16 protein-coding genes and 9 pseudogenes are annotated in these 24,557 nt (G+C 58.5%); 17 read left to right on the top strand and 8 right to left on the bottom strand.

The window, feature by feature from the left end:
- The first annotated feature begins 102 nt into the window (after window positions 1–102).
- The 15 genes and pseudogenes from purL (at window position 103) to N7E01_RS00190 (ending at window position 16,875) form a co-directional block, all read left to right on the top strand.
- A pseudogene (gene purL, locus N7E01_RS00265) lies at window positions 103–4,147 on the top strand (phosphoribosylformylglycinamidine synthase).
- Window positions 4,148–4,189: 42 nt separating this feature from the next.
- Window positions 4,190–5,649 (top strand): annotated as a pseudogene (guaB, locus tag N7E01_RS00260) (IMP dehydrogenase).
- Window positions 5,650–5,669: 20 nt separating this feature from the next.
- Window positions 5,670–7,255: pseudogene (gene guaA / locus N7E01_RS00255) on the top strand (glutamine-hydrolyzing GMP synthase).
- Between the two features lie 303 nt (window positions 7,256–7,558).
- Window positions 7,559–8,761 carry a tyrosine-type recombinase/integrase gene (locus N7E01_RS00250; protein WP_000954590.1) on the top strand — a complete coding sequence of 401 codons (1,203 nt, stop codon included), beginning with the start codon at window positions 7,559–7,561 and terminating at the stop codon, window positions 8,759–8,761.
- 147 nt (window positions 8,762–8,908) lie between these two features.
- Entirely contained in the window at window positions 8,909–9,130 is a 222-nt protein-coding gene (locus tag N7E01_RS00245) for a helix-turn-helix transcriptional regulator (RefSeq protein WP_001179606.1), read from the top strand.
- Window positions 9,131–9,134: 4 nt separating this feature from the next.
- Complete coding sequence (locus N7E01_RS00240) at window positions 9,135–9,782, top strand: helicase RepA family protein (protein ID WP_434089541.1); 648 nt, start codon at window positions 9,135–9,137, stop codon at window positions 9,780–9,782.
- 93 nt (window positions 9,783–9,875) lie between these two features.
- A pseudogene (locus N7E01_RS00235) lies at window positions 9,876–11,240 on the top strand (IS5 family transposase); the annotation flags it as partial.
- 205 nt (window positions 11,241–11,445) lie between these two features.
- Window positions 11,446–11,643, top strand: coding sequence for a P-loop NTPase family protein (locus N7E01_RS00230; protein WP_434089540.1), 198 nt, complete (start codon window positions 11,446–11,448; stop codon window positions 11,641–11,643).
- Window positions 11,630–12,511 (top strand): replication protein C, IncQ-type, encoded by an 882-nt coding sequence (gene repC, locus N7E01_RS00225; protein WP_000743064.1) that lies wholly within the window; start codon window positions 11,630–11,632, stop codon window positions 12,509–12,511. Before N7E01_RS00230 ends, repC begins: the two co-directional genes overlap by 14 nt.
- 1,032 nt (window positions 12,512–13,543) lie before the next feature.
- Window positions 13,544–13,732, top strand: a complete 189-nt coding sequence (locus N7E01_RS00220) for a FitA-like ribbon-helix-helix domain-containing protein (RefSeq protein ID WP_000024442.1) — start codon at window positions 13,544–13,546, stop codon at window positions 13,730–13,732.
- Between the two features lie 222 nt (window positions 13,733–13,954).
- Window positions 13,955–14,650 (top strand): P-type conjugative transfer protein TrbJ, encoded by a 696-nt coding sequence (gene trbJ, locus N7E01_RS00215; RefSeq protein WP_253256312.1) that lies wholly within the window; start codon window positions 13,955–13,957, stop codon window positions 14,648–14,650.
- Between the two features lie 34 nt (window positions 14,651–14,684).
- Window positions 14,685–14,897 (top strand): annotated as a pseudogene (gene trbK / locus N7E01_RS00210) (entry exclusion lipoprotein TrbK); the annotation flags it as partial.
- Window positions 14,887–16,334: pseudogene (gene trbL, locus N7E01_RS00200) on the top strand (P-type conjugative transfer protein TrbL). The pseudogenes trbK and trbL, both read left to right, overlap by 11 nt.
- Before the next feature lie 4 nt (window positions 16,335–16,338).
- Window positions 16,339–16,587, top strand: a complete 249-nt coding sequence (locus tag N7E01_RS00195) for a hypothetical protein (protein WP_000213809.1) — start codon at window positions 16,339–16,341, stop codon at window positions 16,585–16,587.
- A gap of 63 nt (window positions 16,588–16,650) precedes the next feature.
- Window positions 16,651–16,875, top strand: a complete 225-nt coding sequence (locus N7E01_RS00190; RefSeq protein WP_000211355.1) for a type I toxin-antitoxin system ptaRNA1 family toxin — start codon at window positions 16,651–16,653, stop codon at window positions 16,873–16,875.
- Between the two features lie 36 nt (window positions 16,876–16,911).
- Here N7E01_RS00190 and N7E01_RS00185 read toward each other — a convergent pair whose 3' ends face one another.
- From N7E01_RS00185 to N7E01_RS00165, 5 genes and pseudogenes are all read right to left on the bottom strand, one after another.
- Complete coding sequence (locus N7E01_RS00185; RefSeq protein ID WP_000131871.1) at window positions 16,912–17,115, bottom strand: hypothetical protein; 204 nt, start codon at window positions 17,113–17,115, stop codon at window positions 16,912–16,914.
- Window positions 17,116–17,228: 113 nt separating this feature from the next.
- Window positions 17,229–18,295: pseudogene (gene arsB, locus N7E01_RS00180) on the bottom strand (ACR3 family arsenite efflux transporter).
- Complete coding sequence (locus N7E01_RS00175) at window positions 18,292–18,798, bottom strand: arsenate reductase ArsC (RefSeq protein WP_000140066.1); 507 nt, start codon at window positions 18,796–18,798, stop codon at window positions 18,292–18,294. The pseudogene arsB and the gene N7E01_RS00175 overlap by 4 nt, the downstream one beginning before the upstream one ends.
- Complete coding sequence (gene arsH / locus N7E01_RS00170) at window positions 18,795–19,562, bottom strand: arsenical resistance protein ArsH (protein WP_001239389.1); 768 nt, start codon at window positions 19,560–19,562, stop codon at window positions 18,795–18,797. Before arsH ends, N7E01_RS00175 begins: the two co-directional genes overlap by 4 nt.
- On the bottom strand, window positions 19,559–19,891 hold the full coding sequence (locus N7E01_RS00165) for an ArsR/SmtB family transcription factor (RefSeq protein ID WP_000447876.1): 333 nt from the start codon (window positions 19,889–19,891) through the stop codon (window positions 19,559–19,561). Before N7E01_RS00165 ends, arsH begins: the two co-directional genes overlap by 4 nt.
- 178 nt (window positions 19,892–20,069) lie before the next feature.
- On the opposite strand from N7E01_RS00165, the gene N7E01_RS00155 reads away from it, so the two are divergent.
- Window positions 20,070–21,785 (top strand): TnsB C-terminal domain-containing protein, encoded by a 1,716-nt coding sequence (locus N7E01_RS00155; RefSeq protein ID WP_000935451.1) that lies wholly within the window; start codon window positions 20,070–20,072, stop codon window positions 21,783–21,785.
- A gap of 2 nt (window positions 21,786–21,787) precedes the next feature.
- A pseudogene (locus N7E01_RS00150) lies at window positions 21,788–22,643 on the top strand (TniB family NTP-binding protein); the annotation flags it as partial.
- A 120-nt stretch (window positions 22,644–22,763) separates the two neighbouring features.
- Here the strand turns inward: N7E01_RS00150 and N7E01_RS00145 are convergent.
- The 3 genes and pseudogenes from N7E01_RS00145 to qacE all read right to left on the bottom strand — a co-directional run bounded on the left by N7E01_RS00145 (window position 22,764) and on the right by qacE (window position 24,556).
- Window positions 22,764–23,159 (bottom strand): GNAT family N-acetyltransferase, encoded by a 396-nt coding sequence (locus N7E01_RS00145; protein ID WP_434089592.1) that lies wholly within the window; start codon window positions 23,157–23,159, stop codon window positions 22,764–22,766.
- Window positions 23,160–23,376: 217 nt separating this feature from the next.
- Window positions 23,377–24,215: pseudogene (sul1, locus tag N7E01_RS00140) on the bottom strand (sulfonamide-resistant dihydropteroate synthase Sul1).
- Window positions 24,209–24,556: a quaternary ammonium compound efflux SMR transporter QacE gene (gene qacE, locus N7E01_RS00135; protein ID WP_289173930.1), complete on the bottom strand. Its 348-nt coding sequence runs from the start codon at window positions 24,554–24,556 to the stop codon at window positions 24,209–24,211. The pseudogene sul1 and the gene qacE overlap by 7 nt, the downstream one beginning before the upstream one ends.
- Window position 24,557 lies beyond the last annotated feature (1 nt).

Below are 24,557 nucleotides of genomic sequence, written 5' to 3'. Positions count from 1 at the left end.
TGTGGTGTCGCTTCTTGAAGACGGGTTTCCCTGGCCCGGCCCGGGCACGGTTTAAACGGCTAAAATGACGGATTGTCTCCCCATCATTTAGCGCGTCCCACCGTGAACTCTATCCAGCATTTTCTTGGCTCCTCTGTTTTGTCATCCTTTCGTCGTGAGCGTTTGCTCCAGAAATTTTCCCAACTGAAGTTGCCCGTCGCCGATATCCAGGGTCGCTACGAGCATTTTGTCTGGGTCGAAGAAGGGTTCCTGGCCCCGGATGCCGAACGGTTGGGCCAACTGCTTGATTACGGCAGCGCCCCGTCTTCGCTTAAAGAAGATAAAAACACGTTGGTGTTGCGCGTCATCCCGCGGCTGGGCACGGTGTCGCCCTGGGCCAGCAAAGCGACCGACATTGCGCACAACTGTGGTTTGGCCAGCGTACGCCGCATTGAGCGGGGTATTCGGTACACCATCCAGCCGTCGCGCGGCTTGCTGGGTTCGGCGTCCATCTCGTCCGACCAGCTGGCGCAGATCGCAGCCTGTTTGCATGATCGCATGACGGAAACTGTCGTTGATGCCGGGTTTGACGGCCAGGCGCTGTTTGCGTCATTGCCGGGCAAGCCCATCCAGACCATTGACGTCATCGGTCAGGGCAGGGCCGCGCTTGAACAGGCCAACCAGCAACTGGGCCTGGCGCTGTCTGAAGACGAAATCGAATACCTTGAGCAGTCGTTCACCGGCCTGGGGCGCAATCCTACCGATGTTGAACTGATGATGTTCGCTCAAGCCAACAGCGAGCATTGCCGTCACAAGATTTTCAACGCCCAATGGGTCATCAACGGCGAAGCCCAGTCCAACACCCTGTTTGGCATGATCCGTGCCACACACGCTGCGCAGCCGCAGGGCACGGTGGTGGCGTATTCCGACAACGCTGCCATCATGTCAGGCGGTCCGGCCACGCTGTTTTACGCCGGTCAGTTCGGTACCGATGTACAGCCAGGCGCGACAGCCTATGGCCATCATCCGGCCACGGTTCACACCCTCATGAAGGTGGAAACCCACAATCACCCGACGGCCATCGCGCCGTTCCCGGGGGCGTCAACCGGCAACGGGGGCGAGATCCGTGACGAGGGGGCGACCGGGCGGGGTTCCAAACCCAAGGCGGGTCTGACGGGGTTCACGGTGTCGAATCTGCGTTTCGATGACGCGCCTGAGCCCTGGGAAACCGATTCCCATGGCATGCCCGACCGCATTGCCAGCCCGCTCGACATCATGATCGACGGTCCATTGGGTGGCGCCGCCTTCAACAACGAGTTTGGCCGACCGAACCTGGCGGGTTATTTCCGTACGTTTGAGCAAACGGCTGGCGGCAAGCGCTGGGGCTATCACAAGCCCATCATGATCGCGGGTGGTTTGGGCAGCATCGAAGACAGCCTGACCCAAAAAGACCCCATCCCGCCGGGTGCTTTGCTGATTCAGCTGGGTGGTCCGGGTATGCGCATCGGCATGGGTGGGGGCGCTGCATCCAGCATGAGCGTGGGTACCAACACCGCTGAACTTGATTTTGACTCGGTGCAGCGCGGTAACCCGGAAATCGAACGCCGGGCCCAGGAAGTCATTGATCGCTGCTGGCAGCAGGGCAGCAACAACCCCATCATTGCCATCCACGACGTCGGTGCCGGCGGGTTGTCGAACGCCTTCCCCGAACTGGTCAACGATGCCGGTAGGGGCGCCATTTTTGAATTGACCCAGGTTCACCTGGAAGAGTCGGGCTTGTCCGCCGCTGAAATCTGGAGCAATGAGGCTCAGGAACGCTATGTGTTGGCGATCTTGCCCCAAGATTTGCCGCGCTTCGATGTTATCGCCACGCGTGAACGTTGCCCCTACGCGGTGGTCGGTGTCGCCACCGAAGAGCGTCAGTTGCGCGTTACGTTGGGCGAAGGTTTGCCCGGTGTCACGGAACACACCCCAAAACCGATGAAACGCGTCCGGTCGATGTGCCGATTGACGTCATCCTGGGCAAGCCACCGCGCATGACGCGCGATGTGCAGCGTATCGATGGTGTTGCGCAAGCACTCGATTTGCCCGTTATTGTCTTGCCCGAAGCCATCGAACGCGTTTTGCGTCATCCCACGGTGGCCAACAAAACCTTTCTCATTACCATCGGCGACCGCAGTGTTGGTGGCCTGAACAGTCGTGACCAGATGGTTGGCCCCTGGCAGGTGCCGGTTGCCGACTGTGCGGTTACCCTGACAGATTTCGAGTCTACCGGCGGGCAGGTCATGGCCATGGGTGAACGCACCCCGTTGGCCATGATTGACGCCGCGGCCTCGGGTCGCATGGCCATCACCGAAGCGCTGACCAATCTGGTGGCCGCCGACGTGCGTTCGCTCAAAGACATCAAACTGTCTGCCAACTGGATGGCTGCCTGCGGTGTGCCCGGTCAAGACGCTGCGCTGTATGACACCGTATCGGCCGTCAGCCAATGGTGCCAGCAGCTTGATTTGTCGATTCCGGTGGGCAAAGACTCGTTGTCGATGCGCACCAACTGGTCTGAAAATGGCGAATCCCGTGAAGTTATTTCGCCCGTTTCCCTGATCGTTACGGGCTTTGCGCCGGTGGCTGATGTCCGCAAAACCCTCACCCCCAATTGCGCACCGATGTGGGCGACACGGCCCTGATCCTGATCGATCTCGGACAAGGTCGTCAGCGCATGGGCGGTTCGATCCTTGCCCATGCCTTCAATCAGGTCGGCGATGCCGTTCCCGATGTCGAAGACGCTGCAGCGGTACGTTCGTTCTTTGAAGCGATCCGCGAGCTTGCCGATGCCGGCCATATCCTGGCGTATCACGACCGTTCCGACGGCGGTTTGTTGGCCACCGTCTGCGAAATGGCGTTTGCCGGTCGTACGGGTGTCTCCCTTAATCTCGACATGCTGACCATTGATCCCGTGGCTGCCGATTGGGGTGACTATAAAATCCGCCCCGAGCAAATGGCTGTGCAGCGTGACGAAATTACGCTCAAGGCCCTGTTCAACGAAGAAGCCGGTGCAGTCATTCAGGTGCCGTTGGCCCAGCGTAATGCCGTGTTGCAGGCCCTGCGTGAAAAGGGCTTATCGGCCCATTCGCATGTCGTGGGTTCGTTGAATACCCAGCATGAAATTCAGGTGTTCCGAGATGGCAAATGTGTCTACCAGCGCGCGTGGCGTGAACTGGCCGCTCACTGGAGCGAGGTCAGCCGCCGCATCATGGCACGTCGTGACAACCCCGCGTGTGCACAGGCCGAATACGACGTCTGGGCCAACACTGAAGACCCTGGTTTCAGTCCCAAGGTGGCGTTCAATCCGCAAGACGATATCGCCGCGCCCTTCATCGCCAAAGGCGCGCGTCCGCGTATGGCGATTTTGCGCGAACAAGGCTGCAACAGCCAGGTGGAAATGGCCTGGGCCTTTGACAAGGCCGGCTTCGAATCGTGGGACGTTCACATGACCGACTTGCTGTCGGGCCGGGTGCGTCTGGACGACGTGCAGGGTCTGGTGGCGGTTGGCGGTTTCAGCTACGGTGACGTACTGGGGGCCGGTGAAGGCTGGGCACGCACGATTCGCTTCAACACACAACTGGCTGACCAGTTTGCGGCCTTCTTCGGTCGTGCTGATACGTTTGCGCTGGGCGTCTGCAACGGCTGCCAGATGATGGCCGCGCTGGCCAGCATGATTCCGGGTGCGCAGCATTGGCCGCGCTTTACTCGCAACCAGTCTGAAAAGTACGAAGCCCGCTTGTCGATGGTTGAAATCCCCGAGTCACCGTCTTTGTTCTTTAAAGGCATGGCCGGCATGCAAGCCCCGATTGCCGTTGCACACGGTGAAGGCTTTGCCAATTTTGCCGCGCAAGGCGATGCAAGCCAGGTATTGGCCGCCATGCGGTACGTTGACAACACGGGTCGTGCCACCGAAACCTATCCCTACAACCCCAACGGCAGTGCAGCAGGCCTGACCGGCGTGACCACGGCCGATGGCCGCTTCACCATCATGATGCCGCACCCTGAACGTGTTACCCGTAACGTCATGATGTCGTGGTCGCCCGAGCGTTGGGGGCAGGCCGATGCGGGTGGTGAATTCAGTCCCTGGTTACGTATGTTCCGCAACGCCCGCGTTTGGTTGGGCTAAGGCATACAGCGTATAATCTTGCTTTGCACACGGAGTAATTGCATGCGTCTCATCAAAAAAGCGCTAACCTTCGACGATGTGTTGTTAGTCCCGGCCTTTTCACAGGTCCTGCCTCGCGATACTTCCCTTGCCACCCAGTTCACGCGCGACATCAGCCTGAACATCCCGCTGGTGTCGGCGGCCATGGATACGGTTACTGAATCCCGTCTGGCCATTGCCATGGCACAGGAAGGCGGTATTGGCATCATTCACAAAAACCTCACGGCTGACCGCCAGGCGCAAGAAGTGGCACGCGTCAAGCGCCACGAGTTTGGTATTGTCATCGACCCGGTCACCGTAACACCCACCATGAAAGTGCGCGACGCCATTGCGTTGCAGCGCCAGCACGGCATTTCGGGTCTGCCTGTCGTAGAAGGCGGCAAAGTGGTGGGCATTGTCACCAACCGCGACTTGCGTTTTGAGGACCGCCTCGATTTGCCCCTGCGCGAAGTCATGACACCGCAAGACCGGCTGGTTACCATGAAAGAGGGTGCTACGCTCGAAGAGGCCCAGTCGCTGATGCACAAGCACCGTCTCGAACGTGTGCTCATCGTCAACGAAAACTTCCAGTTGCGCGGTCTGGCAACCGTTAAAGATATTGTCAAGAATACCGAGCATCCGTTCGCCAGCAAAGACGCTCACGGTCAGCTCCGTGTTGGCGCTGCGGTGGGCGTGGGTGAAGGCACCGAAGAGCGTGTTGAAAAACTCGCGGCTGCCGGGGTTGACGTTCTGGTCGTCGATACAGCGCACGGCCACTCGGCCGGCGTTATCGAACGCGTGCGCTGGGTCAAACAAAACTACCCCCGTATCCAGGTCATTGGCGGCAATATTGCCACGGCGGCTGCGGCCAGGGCTCTGGCCGACGCTGGTGCCGATGCGGTTAAAGTCGGTATTGGCCCGGGCTCCATCTGCACGACCCGAGTCGTGGCTGGTGTGGGTGTTCCCCAGATCACTGCCATTGCCGACGTGGCCGGTGCCTTGAAAGGTTCGGGCGTGCCACTCATTGCCGACGGCGGTATCCGTTATTCAGGTGACGTGGCAAAAGCGCTGGCCGCAGGGGCATCAACCTGCATGATGGGTGGCATGTTTGCCGGTACCGAAGAAGCCCCGGGCGAGGTCGTACTGTTTCAGGGCCGTTCGTACAAATCATACCGTGGTATGGGTAGCCTGGGTGCCATGACCGATGGTTCTGCCGATCGCTACTTCCAGGACCCTCGAACAATGCCGACAAACTCGTTCCCGAAGGCATCGAAGGGCGCGTACCGTACAAGGGCAGCGTTATCGCCATTATTTATCAATTGGTCGGCGGTATCCGCGCGTCGCTGGGTTATGTCGGTTGTGCCTCCGTTGCCCAAATGCACGAAAAAGCCGAATTCGTTGAAATCACCTCTGCCGGTGTTCGCGAATCGCACGTGCATGACGTTCAAATCACCAAAGAAGCTCCCAACTACCGCGCCGACTAAGCCGTTTCCATTACTCAATCATGCATCAGCGTATCCTCATTCTCGATTACGGTTCACAAGTTACCCAGCTTATCGCACGTCGTGTGCGTGAAGCGGGGGTGTATTGTGAAATTCATTCCGGCGACGTTGACGACGCCTTCGTGCGTTCGCAATCTGGCCTGAAGGGCATCATTTTGTCGGGCAGCCATGCCTCGGCGTATCACGAAGAGTCCCTGAAAGTGCCTGCGGCCGTATTCGAGCTGGGGGTGCCAGTGCTGGGTATTTGCTACGGCATGCAATCCATGGCGCTGCAACTGGGTGGCAAGGTCGAATGGTCTGACCATCGCGAATTCGGCTACGCTGAAGTGCGTGCCCGTGGTCATACCCGTCTGCTCGATGGCATTGAAGACTTCACCACGGTTGAAGGGCATGGCATGCTCAAGGTCTGGATGAGCCACGGCGACAAGGTCACCGAGCTGCCCCGGGCTTCAAACTGATGGCCTCGACCGATTCATGCCCCATTGCCGGCATGGCCGACGAAACCCGCAATTTTTACGCGGTACAGTTCCATCCCGAAGTGACCCACACCGTTCAGGGCTCGGCAATCTTGTCGCGCTTTGTGCGCGAAATCTGCGGTTGCGAAGGCGACTGGAACATGCCTGACTACGTTCAGGAAGCGATTGATGCCATTCGCGCCCAGGTCGGTTCCGATGAAGTCATTCTGGGGCTGTCAGGTGGTGTTGACTCGTCCGTTGCAGCGGCGCTTATTCACAAAGCCATTGGCGATCAACTCACCTGCGTTTTTGTCGATCATGGTTTGTTGCGCCTGAATGAAGGCCAGCAGGTCATGCAAACGTTTGGCGAGCATTTCGGCATGAAAATCATTCATGTCGATGCCACTGAACAGTTCATGAGCAAACTGGCCGGCGTTACCGACCCCGAAGCCAAACGCAAAATCATCGGCAAAGAGTTTGTTGAAGTGTTCCAGGCCGAAGCGGGCAAGCTCGGCAATGCACGCTGGTTGGCACAGGGTACCATTTACCCTGATGTCATCGAATCGGCCGCGTCCAAAACGGGGAAGGCCGTGGCCATCAAGTCGCATCACAACGTCGGTGGCTTGCCCGATACGTTGAATTTAAAGCTGCTCGAGCCGTTGCGCGAACTGTTCAAAGACGAAGTCCGCAAGCTGGGTGTAGCCCTGGGCCTGCCGCCCGCCATGGTGTACCGTCACCCGTTCCCGGGGCCGGGTCTGGGGGTTCGCATTCTGGGTGAAGTCAAGAAAGAATACGCCGACCTGCTGCGCCGTGCCGATGCCATCTTCATTGAAGAATTGCGTAAAACCGAAGATCCGGTCAGTGGCCAGAACTGGTATGACCTGACCTCCCAGGCGTTTGCGGTATTTTTACCCGTCAAGTCGGTGGGGGTCATGGGTGATGGCCGTACCTATGAATATGTGGTGGCCTTGCGCGCTGTCCAGACATCCGACTTCATGACGGCCGACTGGGCAGAACTGCCGTACGCACTGCTCAAGAAAGTGTCCGGCCGTATTATTAATGAAGTCCGGGGTATCAATCGCGTCACGTATGACGTGTCAAGCAAGCCGCCAGCGACAATTGAGTGGGAATGATTCCGCGTCTGGCACAGCCAGGCACCTGATGGCATGAAATGCCGCTAAGCCCGCGTAATTGCGGGCTTTTTTTGTTTGTGTTTGGCACGATCTGGCAACGGGAGGAAGCGCCAAGCACCGTTTGAGCATGGCATTAAAGCTGGTATTATGGTTTGGCGATGCCATGATTGATGCCGATACCATGCTGCGTTCTTTTGTGTGTTCATGGTATTAATATTCTATAAGTTACTGTTTCGTAAGAAAAAATACGATAAATTCGAGATTTTTTCAGCATGGTATCGGAGACGAAGAAGGACAAGGTACATGCTGACCGATACCAAGCTGCGCAATCTCAAGCCCAGGGACAAACTCTACAAAGTGAATGACCGGGAAGGTCTCTATGTGGCAGTGACTCCAGCCGGCTCCATCTCGTTCCGTTACAACTACTCAATCAACGGTCGGCAGGAGACCATCACCTTTGGGCGTTATGGTGTCGGTGGCATCACCCTGGCCGAAGCCCGCGAGCTGTTGGGTGACGCCAAGAAGATGGTTGCGGCGGGCAAGTCGCCGGCCAAGGAGAAAGCCCGAGACAAGGCGCGGGTGAAAGATGCAGAGACGTTCGGTGCCTGGGCGGAGAAGTGGCTGCGTGGCTACCAGATGGCCGACTCCACCCGCGATATGCGCCGCTCGGTTTATGAGCGTGAGCTGAAGCCGAAATTCAGCAATCAGAAGCTGGTGGAGATCACCCACGAAGACTTGCGGGCGCTGGCTGATGCCATTGTTGAGCGAGGCGCACCGGCCACCGCCGTTCATGTGCGTGAAATCGTGTTGCAGGTATTTCGCTGGGCCATCGAGCGTGGGCAGAAGGTCGAAAACCCGGCAGAACTGGTGCGCCCAACAAGCATCGCTCGATTCGAGCCACGTGACCGAGCGTTGACGCCAGAAGAAATTGGGCTGATGTACCAGTACATGGAGCGAGTGGGCACAAGCCCAACAAACCGTGCGGCGGCCAAGCTGTTATTGCTGACGATGGTGCGCAAGAGCGAGCTGACCAATGCGACCTGGAGCGAGATCAATTTCAGCGAAGCGTTGTGGACGATTCCAAAGGAGCGGATGAAACGCCGTAACCCGCACCTGGTATTTCTGTCCCAGCAGGCTCTGGATATTTTCATTGCCATGAAAACCTTTGCCGGTGGTTCCGACTTCGTTTTGCCATCACGGTACGACTCGGATGCGCCGATGAGCGCTGCCACACTTAACCAGGTGCTGACGCTGACTTACAAGGCGGCGCAGAAAGATGGGAAGTCACTTACCAAGTTCGGACCGCATGATTTGCGGCGCACAGCCAGCACGCTGTTGCATGAGGCCGGCTACAACACCGACTGGATCGAGAAGTGCCTGGCGCACGAGCAGAAGGGCGTGAGGGCTGTCTACAACAAGGCTGAGTACCGCGAGCAGCGGGCGGCGATGTTGCAGGATTGGGCCGATATGATTGATGAGTGGACTTCGGGAGGCAGTAAGGGTTGATGTTTTTGCTATCTTTGATAGCATTGAAGTTGATGCCGTGAATTTATAAATAAGGCCGCCATTGGCATCGGGCAGGTCAATTACCGATTAGCTGCTTCGCGCAGCTACTCGATGAATAGCAACTATTCATTTGAGAGGTATTGACCCATGCAAAATATAAAGACCCTCATCAACAGGAAGAAGCTCCTGGAGATGATCCCGCTTTCGACACGAACAATTTATAACCTGGAGCAGCGAGGGGATTTTCCACGCCGTATCGCGTTAACCAGTAGAAATGTCGCCTGGGATTTGTCAGAGGTCGAAGAGTGGATTGAGGCACGTAAATCATCGGGTGATCAAGCTGCGCGACCTGGCCCTATAGAGGGCTAGTTATATGGCTCTTGATCTTATGGCGGCTTTCACGGAATTGCCGCCACCCATTGATTATGTTCTGCCTAATATGGTTGCTGGCACTGTTGGTGCTCTTGTGTCGCCTGGTGGGGCTGGTAAATCCATGTTGGCCCTTCAATTGGCTGCACAGATTGCAGGCGGGCCTGATTTACTTGAAATAGGCGAGTTTCCCACCGGGCAAGTGGTCTATCTGCCTGCTGAAGATCCACCGGCCGCTATTCACCATCGTCTGCACGCCCTTGGGGCACACCTCAGCGCAGCGGAACGGCAAGCCGTGGCTGATGGTTTGCTCATTGAACCCTTGATCGGTAAATGCCCAAACATCATGGCTGCTAGCTGGTTCGATGCTCTCAAACGAGCCGCTGAAGGTCGTCGCTTGATGATCTTGGACACTTTGCGGCGCTTCCACATTGAGGAGGAGAACGCTAGCGGGCCGATGGCGCAGGTTGTTGGGCACATGGAGGCCATAGCCGCTGATACAGGCTGCTCCATTGTGTTTCTGCACCACGCGAGTAAAAGCGCAGCCATGATGGGGTCGGGCGATCAACAGCAGGCCAGTCGTGGATCGTCCGTACTGGTTGATAACATCCGTTGGCAATCGTACCTAGTCGGCCCTGAACAATCCCCGTAACCCGCATAAACATTGAAGATTGGGGCAATTTCCGATACCCGGAACTCCCGGTTTGTTGTCCAATAGAGGCTATTTTCTGGGAGTTTTATTTCGATGTTTGCCTGCCCTGCCACCGATGATTTTTTCCGTTCTCGCATTGATCAGATGATTGACCTTCGTCATCCGTTGGCGGTGTTGTCCTCGCGCATGCCATGGCAAGAACTTGAGGCACGGGTGGCCCATCTGTTTGTTCGTAAAGCCCACACGGGGGTCGCGATGCCGGACCTGGATTTGTTTGGCGAGAAGCCGCAGCGTCAGTCTTCGCGCAGCAACGCGGGTCGCCCACGTGTGCCGCTTCGGATCATGATTTCGCTGCTGTATCTGAAGCATGCGTTCAACGAATCGGATGAGGGCGTGGTTGAGCGTTGGGGTGAAACCCCAACATGGCAGTTCTTTGCGGGTCAGGCGTATTTCGAACACCACCGTCCCTGCGACGCCACCACGCTGGTCAAGTTTCGCAAGCTGTTGGGCGAAGAAGGGGTTGAAGAGTTGCTGGCACAGACCATCAACGTGGCCGTCGAACTCAAGCTGATCAAGCCCCAGGAGTTGAGCCGCGTGATTGTGGACAGCACCGTGCAGGAGAAGGCAATTGCACATCCCACGGACAGCCGCCTGTTAGAGACCGCGCGGATCAAACTGGTGGATGCCGCCAAAGCGGTGGGCATTTCGCTCAAGCAAACCTTTGCCAAAGAAGGTGCACAACTGAGCCGCCAGGCGGGCCGTTATGCCCATGCCCGCCAGTTCAAACGCATGCGCCGGGCCATTAAACGTCAACGAACCATTGTGGGTCGCTTGTCGCGTGAGATGGATCGCAAGGCCAATGTGCTCGGTCAGGCGGTACGCGCCGCCCTGGATCAGGTCTTGAACAAGGCAAATCGTATCGCGGCCCAAAGCGCTCAGCGCAAGAGCGTCAAAGGCCAGCCCAAGCTGTACGCCTGGCACGCCCCGGAAGTCGACTGCATCAGCAAGGGTAAAGCGCGTCGGCCCTATGAGTTCGGTGTAAAGGTCGGGATTGCCAGCACGTTCAAGGGCAATTTGATCGTAGGCGCACGGGCGTTTCATCGTAATCCGTACGATGGGCATACGCTCAATGAGCAGCTTGAACAGGCCACGATTCTGATGCAAGACTGTGCGCCGGCACCCGACACGGTCTTTGTAGACCTGGGTTACCGGGGCGTGGATGCCGATAATCCGCAGATGCGCATTGTGCATCGGGGCAAACCCAAAAGGCTGACGGCGTTGGAACGAAAGCAACTGAAACGCCGTCAGGCCATTGAACCGATCATCGGTCATTTGAAAGCGGATCACCGGATGGATCGCTGCCACCTTAAGGGTGAAGACGGCGACAAGTTGCATGCCGTGTTGTGTGCGGCGGGTTACAACATCAAATGGTTGTTGCGCATGATTGCCAAGAAGGGGTAGCCTTCTTGCATGCGTTTTTTGCGCCTGAAAAAAGGCAGCCTTCAGAACGCATTTTTGACGATATTGGCGTGGTTGGGGAATACCGACCGCTCAAATCGCCAGAGCAGTGTCATGAAACGTGCGCTGGTGACGGCATGACGCGGCGTGTTGAGCGGTCGTTTTCGGCCAAAATGAATAAATCAGGTTGGACTACCTATCCGGCATGACGCAAGGCGAGGCCGAGATACTGGGGGTCGATGATTGTCAGCGTGGGTATTTTGTCCGCTTTGGCGTCAGCAAGGCCAACTATGGCGCACCTTTTCAAGAACTCTGGTTTAGACGGCACGACGGCGGCGTGTTGAAGCCTGCTGTACTGGAGCGGCAGTGCAAGGTGAAAAGGAGACAGCGTGAAGAAGCCTAAGCATGACCTGACCCACGTCCGACATGATCCCGCGCACTGTTTGGCACCTGGCCTGTTCCGCAGCCTCAAGCGTGGCGATCGCAAACGCTGCAAGCTGGACGTGACCTACACCTTTGGCGAGGACGAATCCATGCGTTTCGTCGGATTCGAACCTCTCGGGGCCGATGATATGCGTCTTTTGCAAGGCATCGTGGCCCTTGGCGGCCCGAACGGCATCTTGCTAACCCCGGAACCGACCAGTGAGACGGGGCGACAGCTACGGCTATTCCTTGAACCCCGTTTCGAAGCCATTGAGCAAGACGGCTTGGTGGTTCGTGAGAGCCTGACCAAACTGCTCTCAGAAACGGGCATGACGGATAGCGGCGACAACATCAAGGCGCTCAAAGCCAGCCTGCTGCGCATGTCGAACGTCACCATCCTTGTGACGAAGGGACGGCGGCAAGCCGCGTTCCACCTGATGAGTCATGCTTTTGACGAGACGGACGGCAGGCTATGGGTTGCCCTGAATCCGCGTATTGCCGAAGCGATCCTGGGGCATCGTCCATATGCCCGTATCGACATGGCGGAAGTGCGGGTGCTACAGACTGATCCGGCACGGCTGATGCACCAACGGCTATGCGGCTGGATCGACCCCGGCAAATCCGGGCGCGTGGAACTGGACACGCTTTGCGGCTATGTCTGGCCAGATGAAGCCAATGCCGAAGCTATGAAAAAACGCCGTCAGACTGCCCGGAAGGCACTGGCCGAACTTGCCGCCGTGGGTTGGGTAGTGAACGAATACGCCAAGGGAAAATGGGAGATCAAGAGGCCTGGCCCCACGGCAACTGCACCCGTTTACCGTCGTAACGTTCCCTTGTTACCGTCGTAACGCTCCCCTTCTGCCGTCGTAACGTTCCCCGTCCCAATTTGGAAAACCCAGACGGTGCGCTGCTTTGCGGGCAGTTTGGGAAATCCATCCAAGATTATCTAAAGATAATCCATCATGCGCGGTGCAGCTCGCGCCTTGAGGGCGCGTTCTGACCTTGCCAATAAAGCCCTGGCGGGCTTTATCAATCGGCCATAGGCCGATGGTTTAACGCCAAGAAGAGAAGGCGGCTTCAGTGGCCGCTGAAACGCCTTGTGAGAGGGGAAAACAACCCGGAGTCCCTTATTCCATGAGCTGAAGCAGAATCTGCGTCTAACGGTGCTGGAGGGCCGCTGTGTGCACTTGTAGTTATCTGTACTGAAACCTTGGCTCGAAACGTGAAATGGCTAAGCAGTGCCCATTCGTTCGGTAAGAATAATAAGAAGATTATTATTCTTATTATTACCAAGCAGGAATGAGCCGTGTGTGTTGGACGCCCATAACCAGTAACCTGCGTGAAGGTGTCAACATCAGGAAAGGTTGCCCCTCAAGTATCAATACGTCGCCTTAGTGGTATGACGGGAGGGGAGGCAAATTTCTTGTGTTCATTGACACTTGAGGGGCGGGTTATGCCCTTCTTTTTTGGCGTCCAACTCGCCCCATCGGGGCGAATGGTTTGTGTCGATTGTTGGCATTTTAGGTTCCGATTTAAAGCCGATTGAGCAGCGATTTTGAAGCGACTATGTCGATTGCAGGCCGATTTGGTGACGATTACGGTTATGTTGCCAAGAATCGGTGTTTGTTTGACGATAAAACGCTTTACGTTCGATATGCGCTAGATTTTCAATAGTGGGTGAAATGCGGGCAGGATGGGTGAAGTTAGCTAACCGGCAAGCCGGTTATCTATCTTCACTGTCCCTTATTCGCGCCGGGGGCACTCAACGGGAATCCTGCCCTGCGGGGCTGATCGGCTACCGCCGGTTGCAAGAGTATAGGTCTTGCTATTTTTAATATCTTTGATAGCATGGTTGTCGGGTACACCAAAAGGGTATTGATATGGCAAATGTGCTTATCAGGAATTTACCCGCCGAGGTGCACCGTGCGTTGAAAGTTCGAGCAGCGCTCAACGATAGGAGCACCGACGCGGAAATACGCGAAATACTGACGGCGGCAGTACAGCCGCTAGAGCTTGAAGAGATTGGCCGGGAAGTTGGCTTGTCCGAAAGCGATAAAAAAACAGAGTAGTTTTACGTTTGTAAGTCCGGGCCTCAGCGCCAAGGGCAATACCGATCAGCTAGTGGCGTAGCTCTTCGATGAAACGTTGCCGAGAACAAGCACAACGCTTGGTCAAGGCAATGCCTTCTTTCATCGACGGAGTACGACCATGAAGTCCAAAATTTTAGCGGCTAAAAAACCGCTCTAGCCGTTGCACTCGCAACCGGCTTTATCACCACTACCACCGCCCCTGTGCAAGCTGGTATCCCCGTCATCGACGGCGGCAACCTGGCCCAGAACATCATGACGGCCATCGAGTCGGTGGCGCAGACGCTCAAGCAGATTGAGCAGTACCAGACCCAGTTGCAGCAGTACGAAAATCAGCTCCAGAACACGATGGCCCCAGCCGCGTATATCTGGGATCAGGCGCAGACTACGATCAACCGGCTGATTGCCGCGCAAAACACGCTGGCCTATTACGAGAACCAGCTAGGCAGCCTGGATCGTTACCTGGCCAAGTTTCAGGACGTGGCCTATTACCGCAGCTCGCCATGCTTCAACGGCAGCGGCGGATGCACGCCGGCCGAAAAGGCAGCGATGGAAGAGAACCGCCGCCTGGCGTCAGAGTCGCAAAAGAAGGCCAACGATGCCCTGTTCCAGACCGTTGCCGACCAGCAAAAGGCTTTGAAGGATGACGCCCGTACCCTGGAGCGGCTGCAAGGCGCGGCCCAGGGTGCAACTGGCCAGCTACAGGCCATCGGCTACGCCAACCAGCTCGCCAGCCAGCAGGCCAATCAGCTCTTGCAGATTCGCACCATGTTGACCGCCCAACACAACGCGGAGGCAGCCCGGATTGCAGCAGAACTCGATGCCGAGGCGCGAGGTGATGCCAGGGCCGAGCAAATGCGTACCTGGACGTTTCGCCCGAGTCCGGCAGACAACTACTAGGGAGGCGGTGAGATGAAAAAATCTTTTTACTACCGCGGCTACGTTGCTGTTGTTGGCTGGATGTGAACAGGAAAGGATGCCCGAACCAAATGCGGCGACGTGTGCCCCCGATGCGTTCCAGGCAGCACTGAATGAAATGCGCAGCGAAGCGAACCGAGAGGCCTTTACCGAGGAATGCAGAGCATTCCAGAAGGCCAAGCAGATGCGTCAGTGGGAGTTCAAGCCCAGCCCTAAAGATGATTATTGAGGTGGTCGCCATGAGAAAGAAAATTGCTCTAGGTGGCTTGATGATGGTCGCCACAATGGTGCTGGCTGAACCTGCAATGGCGCAGGAGCTAAGTAGCAGCGGTGTTATGAATGATGTGCTCAAGCGTTTTCATGATGCTGCCGCAACATGGGGGCCAGCTATTGAGTCCGCTGCATCGCGTTTGTTCTGGACGCTGGTTGTGATTTCGATGGTCTGGACATTCGGCATGATGGCTTTGCGCAAGGCCGACATTGGCGAGTTCTTCGCGGAGTTCGTTCGCTTCACGATCTTCACCGGCTTTTTCTGGTGGTTGCTGACGAATGCGAACCAGGGCATGAATATCGCCGGTACGATTGTTCAGTCATTGCAAACTCTGGGCGCGCAGGCGGGGGACTTTCCAATAGCAATCTTGGGCCCTCCAGCATCCTTGATCTTGGTTTCGAGTTATACAACCGCACAGTACAGGCCACCTCGGAGCTGGGATGGCGGCAGATGGCAACTGCTCTGGTCATGGAGCTAATGGCCCTGGCTGTTTTGTTTGTCCTGGCGTTGATTGCGGTCAACCTGTTGCTGTTGCTCGCATCAGCCTGGATTCTGTTGTATGCCGGTGTGTTCTTCCTTGGCTTTGGTGGAAGTCGTTGGACTTCCGACATGGCGATCAATTACTACAAGACCGTGCTGGGCCTGGCCGCACAGCTTATGGCAATGGTGCTTCTGGTTGCGATTGGCAAAGAGTTCATCAATCACTACTACACGCAAATCAGCGAGAACATGGCATCCCAGGAACTGGCCGTGATGTTGGTTATATCGGTCATCTTGCTTTTCTTGGTCAACAAAGTTCCGCCGATGATTTCTGGTCTTGTGTCTGGTGGTGGTATTGGCGCAGCCGGTGGAATTGGAAACTTCGGTGCGGGTGCGGCAGTTGGGGCGGCGGTGACGGCGGCCAGTATGGCAACTGGCGGCGCTGCCCTGGCAGGTAAAGCGGTTATGGGTGCCGCAGCCGGTGCAGCCGGAGGTGCAAGTGCACTCCAAGCGGCTTTTCAGAAAGCATCAGCGAGTATGGAAACCGGCGGTGACATGTCCAGCATGGGGTCAGTTGTCAGCAGTGGCGGAAACGGTGGTGGTGAAGCGGGTACTGCTGGCAGTAGCCCATTCGCCCAAGCGGCTGGCTTTGGTGACAGCGGCAGTAGCTCAAGCGGTGGCGGCTTTGCCAAGGCCGCGAAGCTGGCCACAGGCACGGCCTCCGAGTTAGCCAAGGGTGTCGGCTCTCAAGTGAAGCAGGGATTCCAGGAGCGAGTGAGCGAAACCACAGGCGGAAAACTGGCTGCTTCGATACGCGAAAGCATGGAGCCGAAAGAAGCAAGCCAATCTGGCCAGTTCGAGGGCAATAGCTTGGGCGCCGATTCTGGCCCAGATAGTAACGAAGTCAGGAGTTAGCACGATGACGACATCAACATACATGGCCGCATTGGCGGCCCTGGATGAAGCGCCAAGGGAAGAAGTCAGCCAGGTATTTATTTCGCCGCTGGGTGATCAATCGACCGAGGTCGATGCAGAGACAGAAACAGCCGCTTTTGTATCACGGCCAGACCCTATGAGAGAGAGCGAAACTAAGCCGATAAGTATTGAGGTTAATGGCGGCAGGAATGAGCGGTCAGCATTCGCGGAGGCGGCGGGGCTGTACCTGTAGGCGCACCGGGCTGGCCACAACCAGCCCGGCACTTTCAATCAACACCTACTGGAGAGGTGAATTATGACAACACAACATATTATCGAACCAGGGCAAGCAGTGCATCAAGCAGCGGCTATTCTTTCTTCTTTGGAGTACATCAACCAAGCGGAAGCGCGGAGCCTTGGGCCATTGGCCGAAGCCGTCGCTAATGCTTTTATGGTGGTGTACTACCAAGCTGAAACGGGCCGGGCGACACAGGCTGATTTTCAAGAAGCAATGAACGCCTTGCGCCAAGCGTGCAGCTAATGACGAAAGGGCGGCCACTCGAACTGGCCGCCTTTTTCAATCTTCACTGTTTGGCCATTCCCGACCCACAGACGGCGCATCCATCCATTCGCGTTCCTCCGGCGGCAGCGGGTAAGCCCCGGATGCTTCCGCGTCGGCCAGTAGTTCGGCCAGTGTGTAGCGCACCCGACCAGTGGAAACGGCGCGGGCCGGGTCGGCCTTCTCATGCAGCCTGTTCTCTAGGTTCTTTGGGTCTGTCATCGGGCGACCTCAGCAAGCATGGATACTAGGTGTTCCAGGTCAGTGATCGAATGCGCCAGGAAGCGGCCGGCGCGGCAATCTGCAATCATTTCCTCAGTTTTTCCTACTCATGTTCAACCTCGTTCGTACCAGCTCTTCGAGCGATTCACCACGCGCACGACCAGCAGCATCACCGGCACTTCGACCAGGACGCCGACCACGGTTGCCAATGCAGCGCCGGAGTGCAGACCGAACAAGCTGATGGCGGCCGCCACGGCCAGCTCGAAGAAGTTGCTGGCACCGATCAGGGCCGAAGGACAGGCGACAGAGTGCTTTTCCCCGCCCGCTTGTTCAGCCAGTAGGCTAACCCGGAATTGAAGAACACTTGAATCAAGATCGGCACGGCTAGCATGGCGATCACTAACGGCTGCCGGATGATGGCCTCGCCCTGGAAGGCGAACAGTAGAACCAACGTCAGCAGCAGCGCGGCCATCGACCACGGCCCGATCTTCTGCATGGCCCGTTCAAAGGCGGCCTGTCCTTGCTTGAGCAGATGCCGCCGCAAGAGCTGCGCCAGGATCACCGGCACGATGATGTAGAGCACGACCGAAATCAGCAGCGTGTCCCAAGGCACCGAGATCGAGGACATGCCCAGCAGCAGGCCGACGATGGGCGCGAAGGCCACGATCATGATGGCGTCGTTCAGAGCCACTTGCGAGAGCGTGAAAAGCGGGTCGCCGTTGGTAAGGCGGCTCCACACGAACACCATTGCCGTGCAGGGCGCGGCGGCCAGCAAGATCAAGCCCGCGATGTAGCTGTCCAGTTGATCGGCCGGCAGGAACGGAGCGAACACTTGTCGGATGAACAGCCACCCCAGCAGGGCCATCGAGAATGGCTTGACGGCCCAATTCACGAACAGCGTGACGCCGATGCCGCGCCAATGCTCTTTGACCTGGTGCAGCGCCCCGAAGTCGATCTTGACCAGCATCGGGACGATCATTACCCAAATCAGCAGGCCCACCGGCAAATTGACCTGGGCCACTTCCATGCGGCCTATGGCCTGGAACACGTCAGGAAGGCCCTGGCCGAGCGCAACACCGGCGACGATGCACAGGGCCACCCACAGCGTCAGGTAACGCTCGAAGCCGCTCATCGGGGCCTGGCGCGGCTTCGCGGCGATGGCCTGTGCGCCGGCGCTCATGCTTCCTGCTCGGTCTTGCCGATGTTCGCCAGCTCGCGCTTGATGGCCGTCTGGTCAAGCATTTTGAGAGGCAGATTCACGAACAGGCGGACGCGGTTCATCATGTGCCGGAAGGTTTGTTCGAAGGCCCGGCGCTTCTCGGCGTCAGTGCCTTCGACGGCGGCCGGGTCTTCAAATCCCCAATGCGCCGAGATCGGCTGACCAGGCCACACCGGACACATTTCGCCGGCGGCGTTGTCGCAGACGGTGATGATGAAGTCCATCTTCGGTGCGTCGGGCGTGGCGTACTCGTCCCAGCTCTTGCTGCGCAGATTCTCGGTCGGGTAATTCACCGACTCCACCTTTTCGACGGCGAAGGGATTGACCTTGCCGGTTGGGTGACTGCCGGCGCTGTAGGCGCGGAAGCGCCCTTGCCCCATCGTGTTGATGAGAGCTTCGGCCATGATGCTGCGCGCCGAATTGCCGGTGCAGAGGATGAGGACGTTATAGATTCTTTCGGTCATGATGTTTCGCTTTCTGGTAGTGGCTGGGGAGCAATGGCGATGGATGAAAGATCGGTGGCCTCGTCGATGACGTGGCCGGCCGCTTTCCGTTCGGAATAGCGGTCTGTCAGTGCTTCACGGTGCGGCCGTACCAGCGCCGTGAAGCGCACCAGTTCTTCCATCACATCGGCTATTCGGTCGTAGTACGGCGAGGGCTTCATGCGGCCCGCCGCGTCGAACTCTTGGAACGCTTTGGCGATACTCGACTGGTTCGGAATGGTGAACATTCGCATCCAGCGGCCGAGCAGACGCAAGGTGTTCACGGCGTTGAAGCTCTGCGAGCCGCCGGATACCTGCATCACGGCCAGGGTGCGGCCTTGGGTCGGCCGGATGCCGGCCATTTCAAGCGGCAGATGGTCAATCTGCGCCTTCATGACACTGGTAATCTGACCGTGGCGTTCCGGGCTGCACCAGACTTGTCCCTCTGACCACTCGGACAGGGCGCGCAGCTCCTTGACGGCCGGGTGATCGTCGCTTTGCACTTGATCGGGCAACGGCAAATCGGACGGGTCGAAGATGCGTGTTTCTGCGCCAAAGAATTGCAGCAGCCGGGCCGCTTCCTCGACGGCCAGCCGTGAGAACGAGCGGGCGCGCAGCGAGCCATACAGCAGCAGGATACGCACCGGCGGGGCGTCGGGTGCCAGCCCGAGCGCCGGGCGCTCGATGGCAAAGGATTTGTCCAAAGCGGGCAAAGAATCGGGGTCGGAAAGATGGCGAAGTCTCATGCCAACACCTTCCCGGCTTCCGTGGTGCAAGACAGGTTGCACACCTGGCCGCCGCAGCAGTTTTCCGTGAGAAAGGCCACCAGGTTAGTGGCCGTCGAAAAGTTCGCCTCGTAGATCACAAATCGGCCTTCTTGCCGCGACGTGACCATGCCGGCGTGTGCCAGCTCTTTCAGGTGGAAGGATAGCGAAGACGGCGGGATGCCGGCCGCTTCGCTGATTTTTCCGGCGGCCATGCCGGCGGGGCCGGCCTGGACGAGAAGCCGGAACACCGCGAGGCGCGATTCTTGAGCGATGGCCGCCAGGGCGGCTACAGCATTTATCGTTTCCATGTTTCAATAATAGTCGAAATATGGAGTGTGCTCAATAGCTCATTTAAGCTGTAAAAATGAGCTAGGCGCATTTTGTCATTTTCAGAAGACGACTGCACCAGTTGATTGGGCGTAATGGCTGTTGTGCAGCCAGCTCCTGACAGTTCAATATCAGAAGTGATCTGCACCAATCTCGACTATGCTCAATACTCGTGTGCACCAAAGCGAGGTGAGCATGGCGACGGACACCCCACGGATTCCAGAACAAGGCGTGGCCACTCTGCCTGATGAGGCTTGGGAGCGTGCGCGCCGTCGTGCGGAGATCATCAGTCCGTTGGCGCAGTCGGAGACGGTCGGGCACGAAGCGGCCGATATGGCGGCTCAGGCGCTGGGCTTGTCTCGGCGCCAGGTATACGTTCTGATCCGGCGTGCCCGGCAAGGCAGCGGCCTCGTGACGGATCTGGTGCCCGGCCAGTCCGGTGGAGGTAAAGGTAAGGGGCGCTTGCCGGAACCGGTCGAGCGCGTCATCCACGAGCTACTGCAAAAGCGGTTCCTGACCAAGCAGAAGCGCAGCCTAGCGGCCTTTCACCGCGAAGTCACTCAGGTGTGCAAGGCTCAAAAACTGCGAGTGCCGGCGCGCAATACCGTGGCCTTACGGATCGCTAGCCTTGACCCGCGCAAGGTCATCCGCCGGCGGGAAGGCCAGGATGCCGCTCGTGACCTACAAGGTGTGGGCGGCGAGCCTCCTGCCGTGACCGCGCCGCTGGAGCAGGTGCAGATAGACCATACGGTCATCGACCTGATCGTGGTCGATGACCGCGACCGGCAACCTATTGGCCGCCCGTACCTGACCCTCGCCATCGACGTGTTCACCCGCTGCGTGCTCGGCATGGTCGTCACGCTGGAAGCGCCGTCTGCCGTTTCGGTTGGCCTGTGCCTCGTGCATGTCGCCTGCGACAAGCGCCCTTGGCTGGAAGGACTGAACGTGGAAATGGATTGGCAGATGAGCGGCAAGCCCTTGCTGCTCTACCTAGACAACGCGGCCGAGTTCAAGAGCGAGGCCCTGCGCCGGGGTTGCGAGCAGCATGGCATCCGGCTGGACTATCGCCCGCTGGGACAGCCGCACTATGGCGGCATCGTGGAACGGATCATCGGCACGGCGATGCAGATGATTCACGACGAACTGCCGGGAACGACCTTCTCCAACCCTGACCAGCGCGGCGACTACGATTCCGAAAACAAGGCCGCCCTGACGCTGCGCGAGCTAGAGCGCTGGCTCACATTGGCGGTCGGCACCTACCACGGTTCGGTGCACAACGGCCTGCTCCAACCGCCGGCCGCGCGCTGGGCCGAGGCCGTGGCGCGTGTCGGCGTACCGGCCGTCGTCACACGCGCTACTTCGTTCCTGGTCGATTTTCTGCCGATCCTCCGGCGCACGCTGACCCGCACCGGCTTTGTCATCGACCACATCCACTACTACGCCGATGCGCTCAAGCCGTGGATTGCGCGGCGTGAACGCTGGCCGTCCTTTCTGATCCGGCGCGATCCGCGCGACATCAGCCGTATCTGGGTCCTGGAACCGGAGGGACAGCATTACCTGGAAATTCCCTACCGTACCTTGTCGCATCCGGCTGTCACCCTCTGGGAACAACGGCAGGCGCTGGCGAAACTGCGGCAGCAAGGGCGCGAACAGGTGGATGAGTCGGCGCTGTTCCGCATGATCGGCCAGATGCGTGAGATTGTGACCAGCGCGCAGAAGGCCACACGCAAGGCGCGGCGTGACGCGGATCGCCGCCAGCACCTCAAGACATCAGCTCGGCCGGACAAGCCCGTTCCGCCGGATACGGATATTGCCGACCCGCAGGCAGACAACTTGCCACCCGCCAAACCGTTCGACCAGATTGAGGAGTGGTAGCCGTGGACGAATATCCCATCATCGACCTGTCCCACCTGCTGCCGGCGGCCCAGTGGCTTGGCCCGTCTTCCGGCGGACGAGCGCATCCAGCGCCTTCGCGCCGACCGCTGGATCGGCTATCCGCGCGCAGTCGAGGCGCTGAACCGGCTGGAAGCCCTTTATGCGTGGCCAAACAAGCAACGCATGCCCAACCTGCTGCTGGTTGGCCCGACCAACAATGGCAAGTCGATGATCGTCGAGAAGTTCCGCCGCACCCACCCGGCCAGCTCCGACGCCGACCAGGAGCACATCCCGGTGTTGGTCGTGCAGATGCCGTCCGAGCCGTCCGTGATCCGCTTCTACGTCGCGCTGCTCGCCGCGATGGGCGCGCCGCTGCGCCCACGCCCACGGTTGCCGGAAATGGAGCAACTGGCTCTGGCACTGCTGCGCAAGGTCGGCGTGCGCATGCTGGTGATCGACGAGCTGCACAACGTGCTGGCCGGCAACAGCGTCAACCGCCGGGAATTCCTCAACCTGCTGCGCTTCCTCGGCAACGAACTGCGCATCCCGTTGGTTGGGGTAGGCACGCGCGACGCCTACCTAGCCATCCGCTCCGATGACCAGTTGGAAAATCGCTTCGAGCCGATGATGCTGCCGGTATGGGAGGCCAACGACGATTGCTGCTCACTGCTGGCCAGCTTCGCCGCTTCGCTCCCGCTGCGCCGGCCTTCCCCAATTGCCACGCTGGACATGGCTCGCTACCTGCTCACACGCAGCGAGGGCACCATAGGGGAACTGGCGCACTTGCTGATGGCGGCGGCCATCGTCGCCGTGGAGAGCGGCGAGGAAGCGATCAACCATCGCACACTCAGCATGGCCTGTCGACAACCTCTCGCGCAACCAAGACATCGCGGTCGGACTGCAAGTGATCTTGAAGCCACGGGCCCGTCCCACCCCGACATGGACCTCGATGCCCGAACGGACGTTAGATTTCGAGTTCTAGGCGTTCTGCGATGAAGGTTGGATCCCAGCCGGGATTGAAAGTGTCGACGTGGGTGAATCCGAGCCGCTCGTATAGGCCACGCAGGTTCGGGTGGCAGTCGAGCCGCAGCTTGGCGCACCCTGCGTTCGCGCGGCATGGCGGCAAGCCTCGATCAGCGCGGAGCTGACACCCCGGCCCGCATGTGTCCGTCGCACCGCGAGCTTGTGCAGATATGCGGCCTCCCCTTGAGGGCGTCGGGCCAGAACTCGGGATCCTCGGCCGACAAGGTGCAACAGCCGACGATGCCGTCGCTGCAACTCGCGACTAGGAGCTCGGATCTCAGGACGAAGGTCTCCGCGAATGTCCGGTCGATCCGCGCGACGTCCCAGTGCGGGCGTTCCCTTGGCGGACATCCACGCCGCAGCGTCGTGCATCAGCCGCACAACCTCGTCGATATCACCCGAGCAGGCGACCCGAACGTTCGGAGGCTCCTCGCTGTCCATTCGCTCCCCTGGCGCGGTATGAACCGCCGCCTCATAGTGCAGTTTGATCCTGACGAGCCCAGCATGTCTGCGCCCACCTTCGCGGAACCTGACCAGGGTCCGCTAGCGGGCGGCCGGAAGGTGAATGCTAGGCATGATCTAACCCTCGGTCTCTGGCGTCGCGACTGCGAAATTTCGCGAGGGTTTCCGAGAAGGTGATTGCGCTTCGCAGATCTCCAGGCGCGTGGGTGCGGACGTAGTCAGCGCCATTGCCGATCGCGTGAAGTTCCGCCGCAAGGCTCGCTGGACCCAGATCCTTTACAGGAAGGCCAACGGTGGCGCCCAAGAAGGATTTCCGCGACACCGAGACCAATAGCGGAAGCCCCAACGCCGACTTCAGCTTTTGAAGGTTCGACAGCACGTGCAGCGATGTTTCCGGTGCGGGGCTCAAGAAAATCCCATCCCCGGATCGAGGATGAGCCGGTCGGCAGCGACCCCGCTCCGTCGCAAGGCGGAAACCCGCGCCTCGAAGAACCGCACAATCTCGTCGAGCGCGTCTTCGGGTCGAAGGTGACCGGTGCGGGTGGCGATGCCATCCCGCTGCGCTGAGTGCATAACCACCAGCCTGCAGTCCGCCTCAGCAATATCGGGATAGAGCGCAGGGTCAGGAAATCCTTGGATATCGTTCAGGTAGCCCACGCCGCGCTTGAGCGCATAGCGCTGGGTTTCCGGTTGGAAGCTGTCGATTGAAACACGGTGCATCTGATCGGACAGGGCGTCTAAGAGCGGCGCAATACGTCTGATCTCATCGGCCGGCGATACAGGCCTCGCGTCCGGATGGCTGGCGGCCGGTCCGACATCCACGACGTCTGATCCGACTCGCAGCATTTCGATCGCCGCGGTGACAGCGCCGGCGGGGTCTAGCCGCCGGCTCTCATCGAAGAAGGAGTCCTCGGTGAGATTCAGAATGCCGAACACCGTCACCATGGCGTCGGCCTCCGCAGCGACTTCCACGATGGGGATCGGGCGAGCAAAAAGGCAGCAATTATGAGCCCCATACCTACAAAGCCCCACGCATCAAGCTTTTGCCCATGAAGCAACCAGGCAATGACTGTAATTATGACGACGCCGAGTCCCGACCAGACTGCATAAGCAACACCGACAGGGATGGATTTCAGAACCAGAGAAAGAAAATAAAATGCGATGCCATAACCGATTATGACAACGGCGGAAGGGGCAAGCTTAGTAAAGCCCTCGCTAGATTTTAATGCGGATGTTGCGATTACTTCGCCAACTATTGCGATAACAAGAAAAAGCCAGCCTTTCATG

Source organism: Neopusillimonas aromaticivorans, from assembly GCF_030344915.1.
Taxonomy (GTDB): Bacteria; Pseudomonadota; Gammaproteobacteria; order Burkholderiales; family Burkholderiaceae_B; genus Neopusillimonas; species Neopusillimonas aromaticivorans.
Note: the sequence above shows the minus strand (reverse complement) of the source record. Positions and strands in the feature narration are given on the sequence as shown.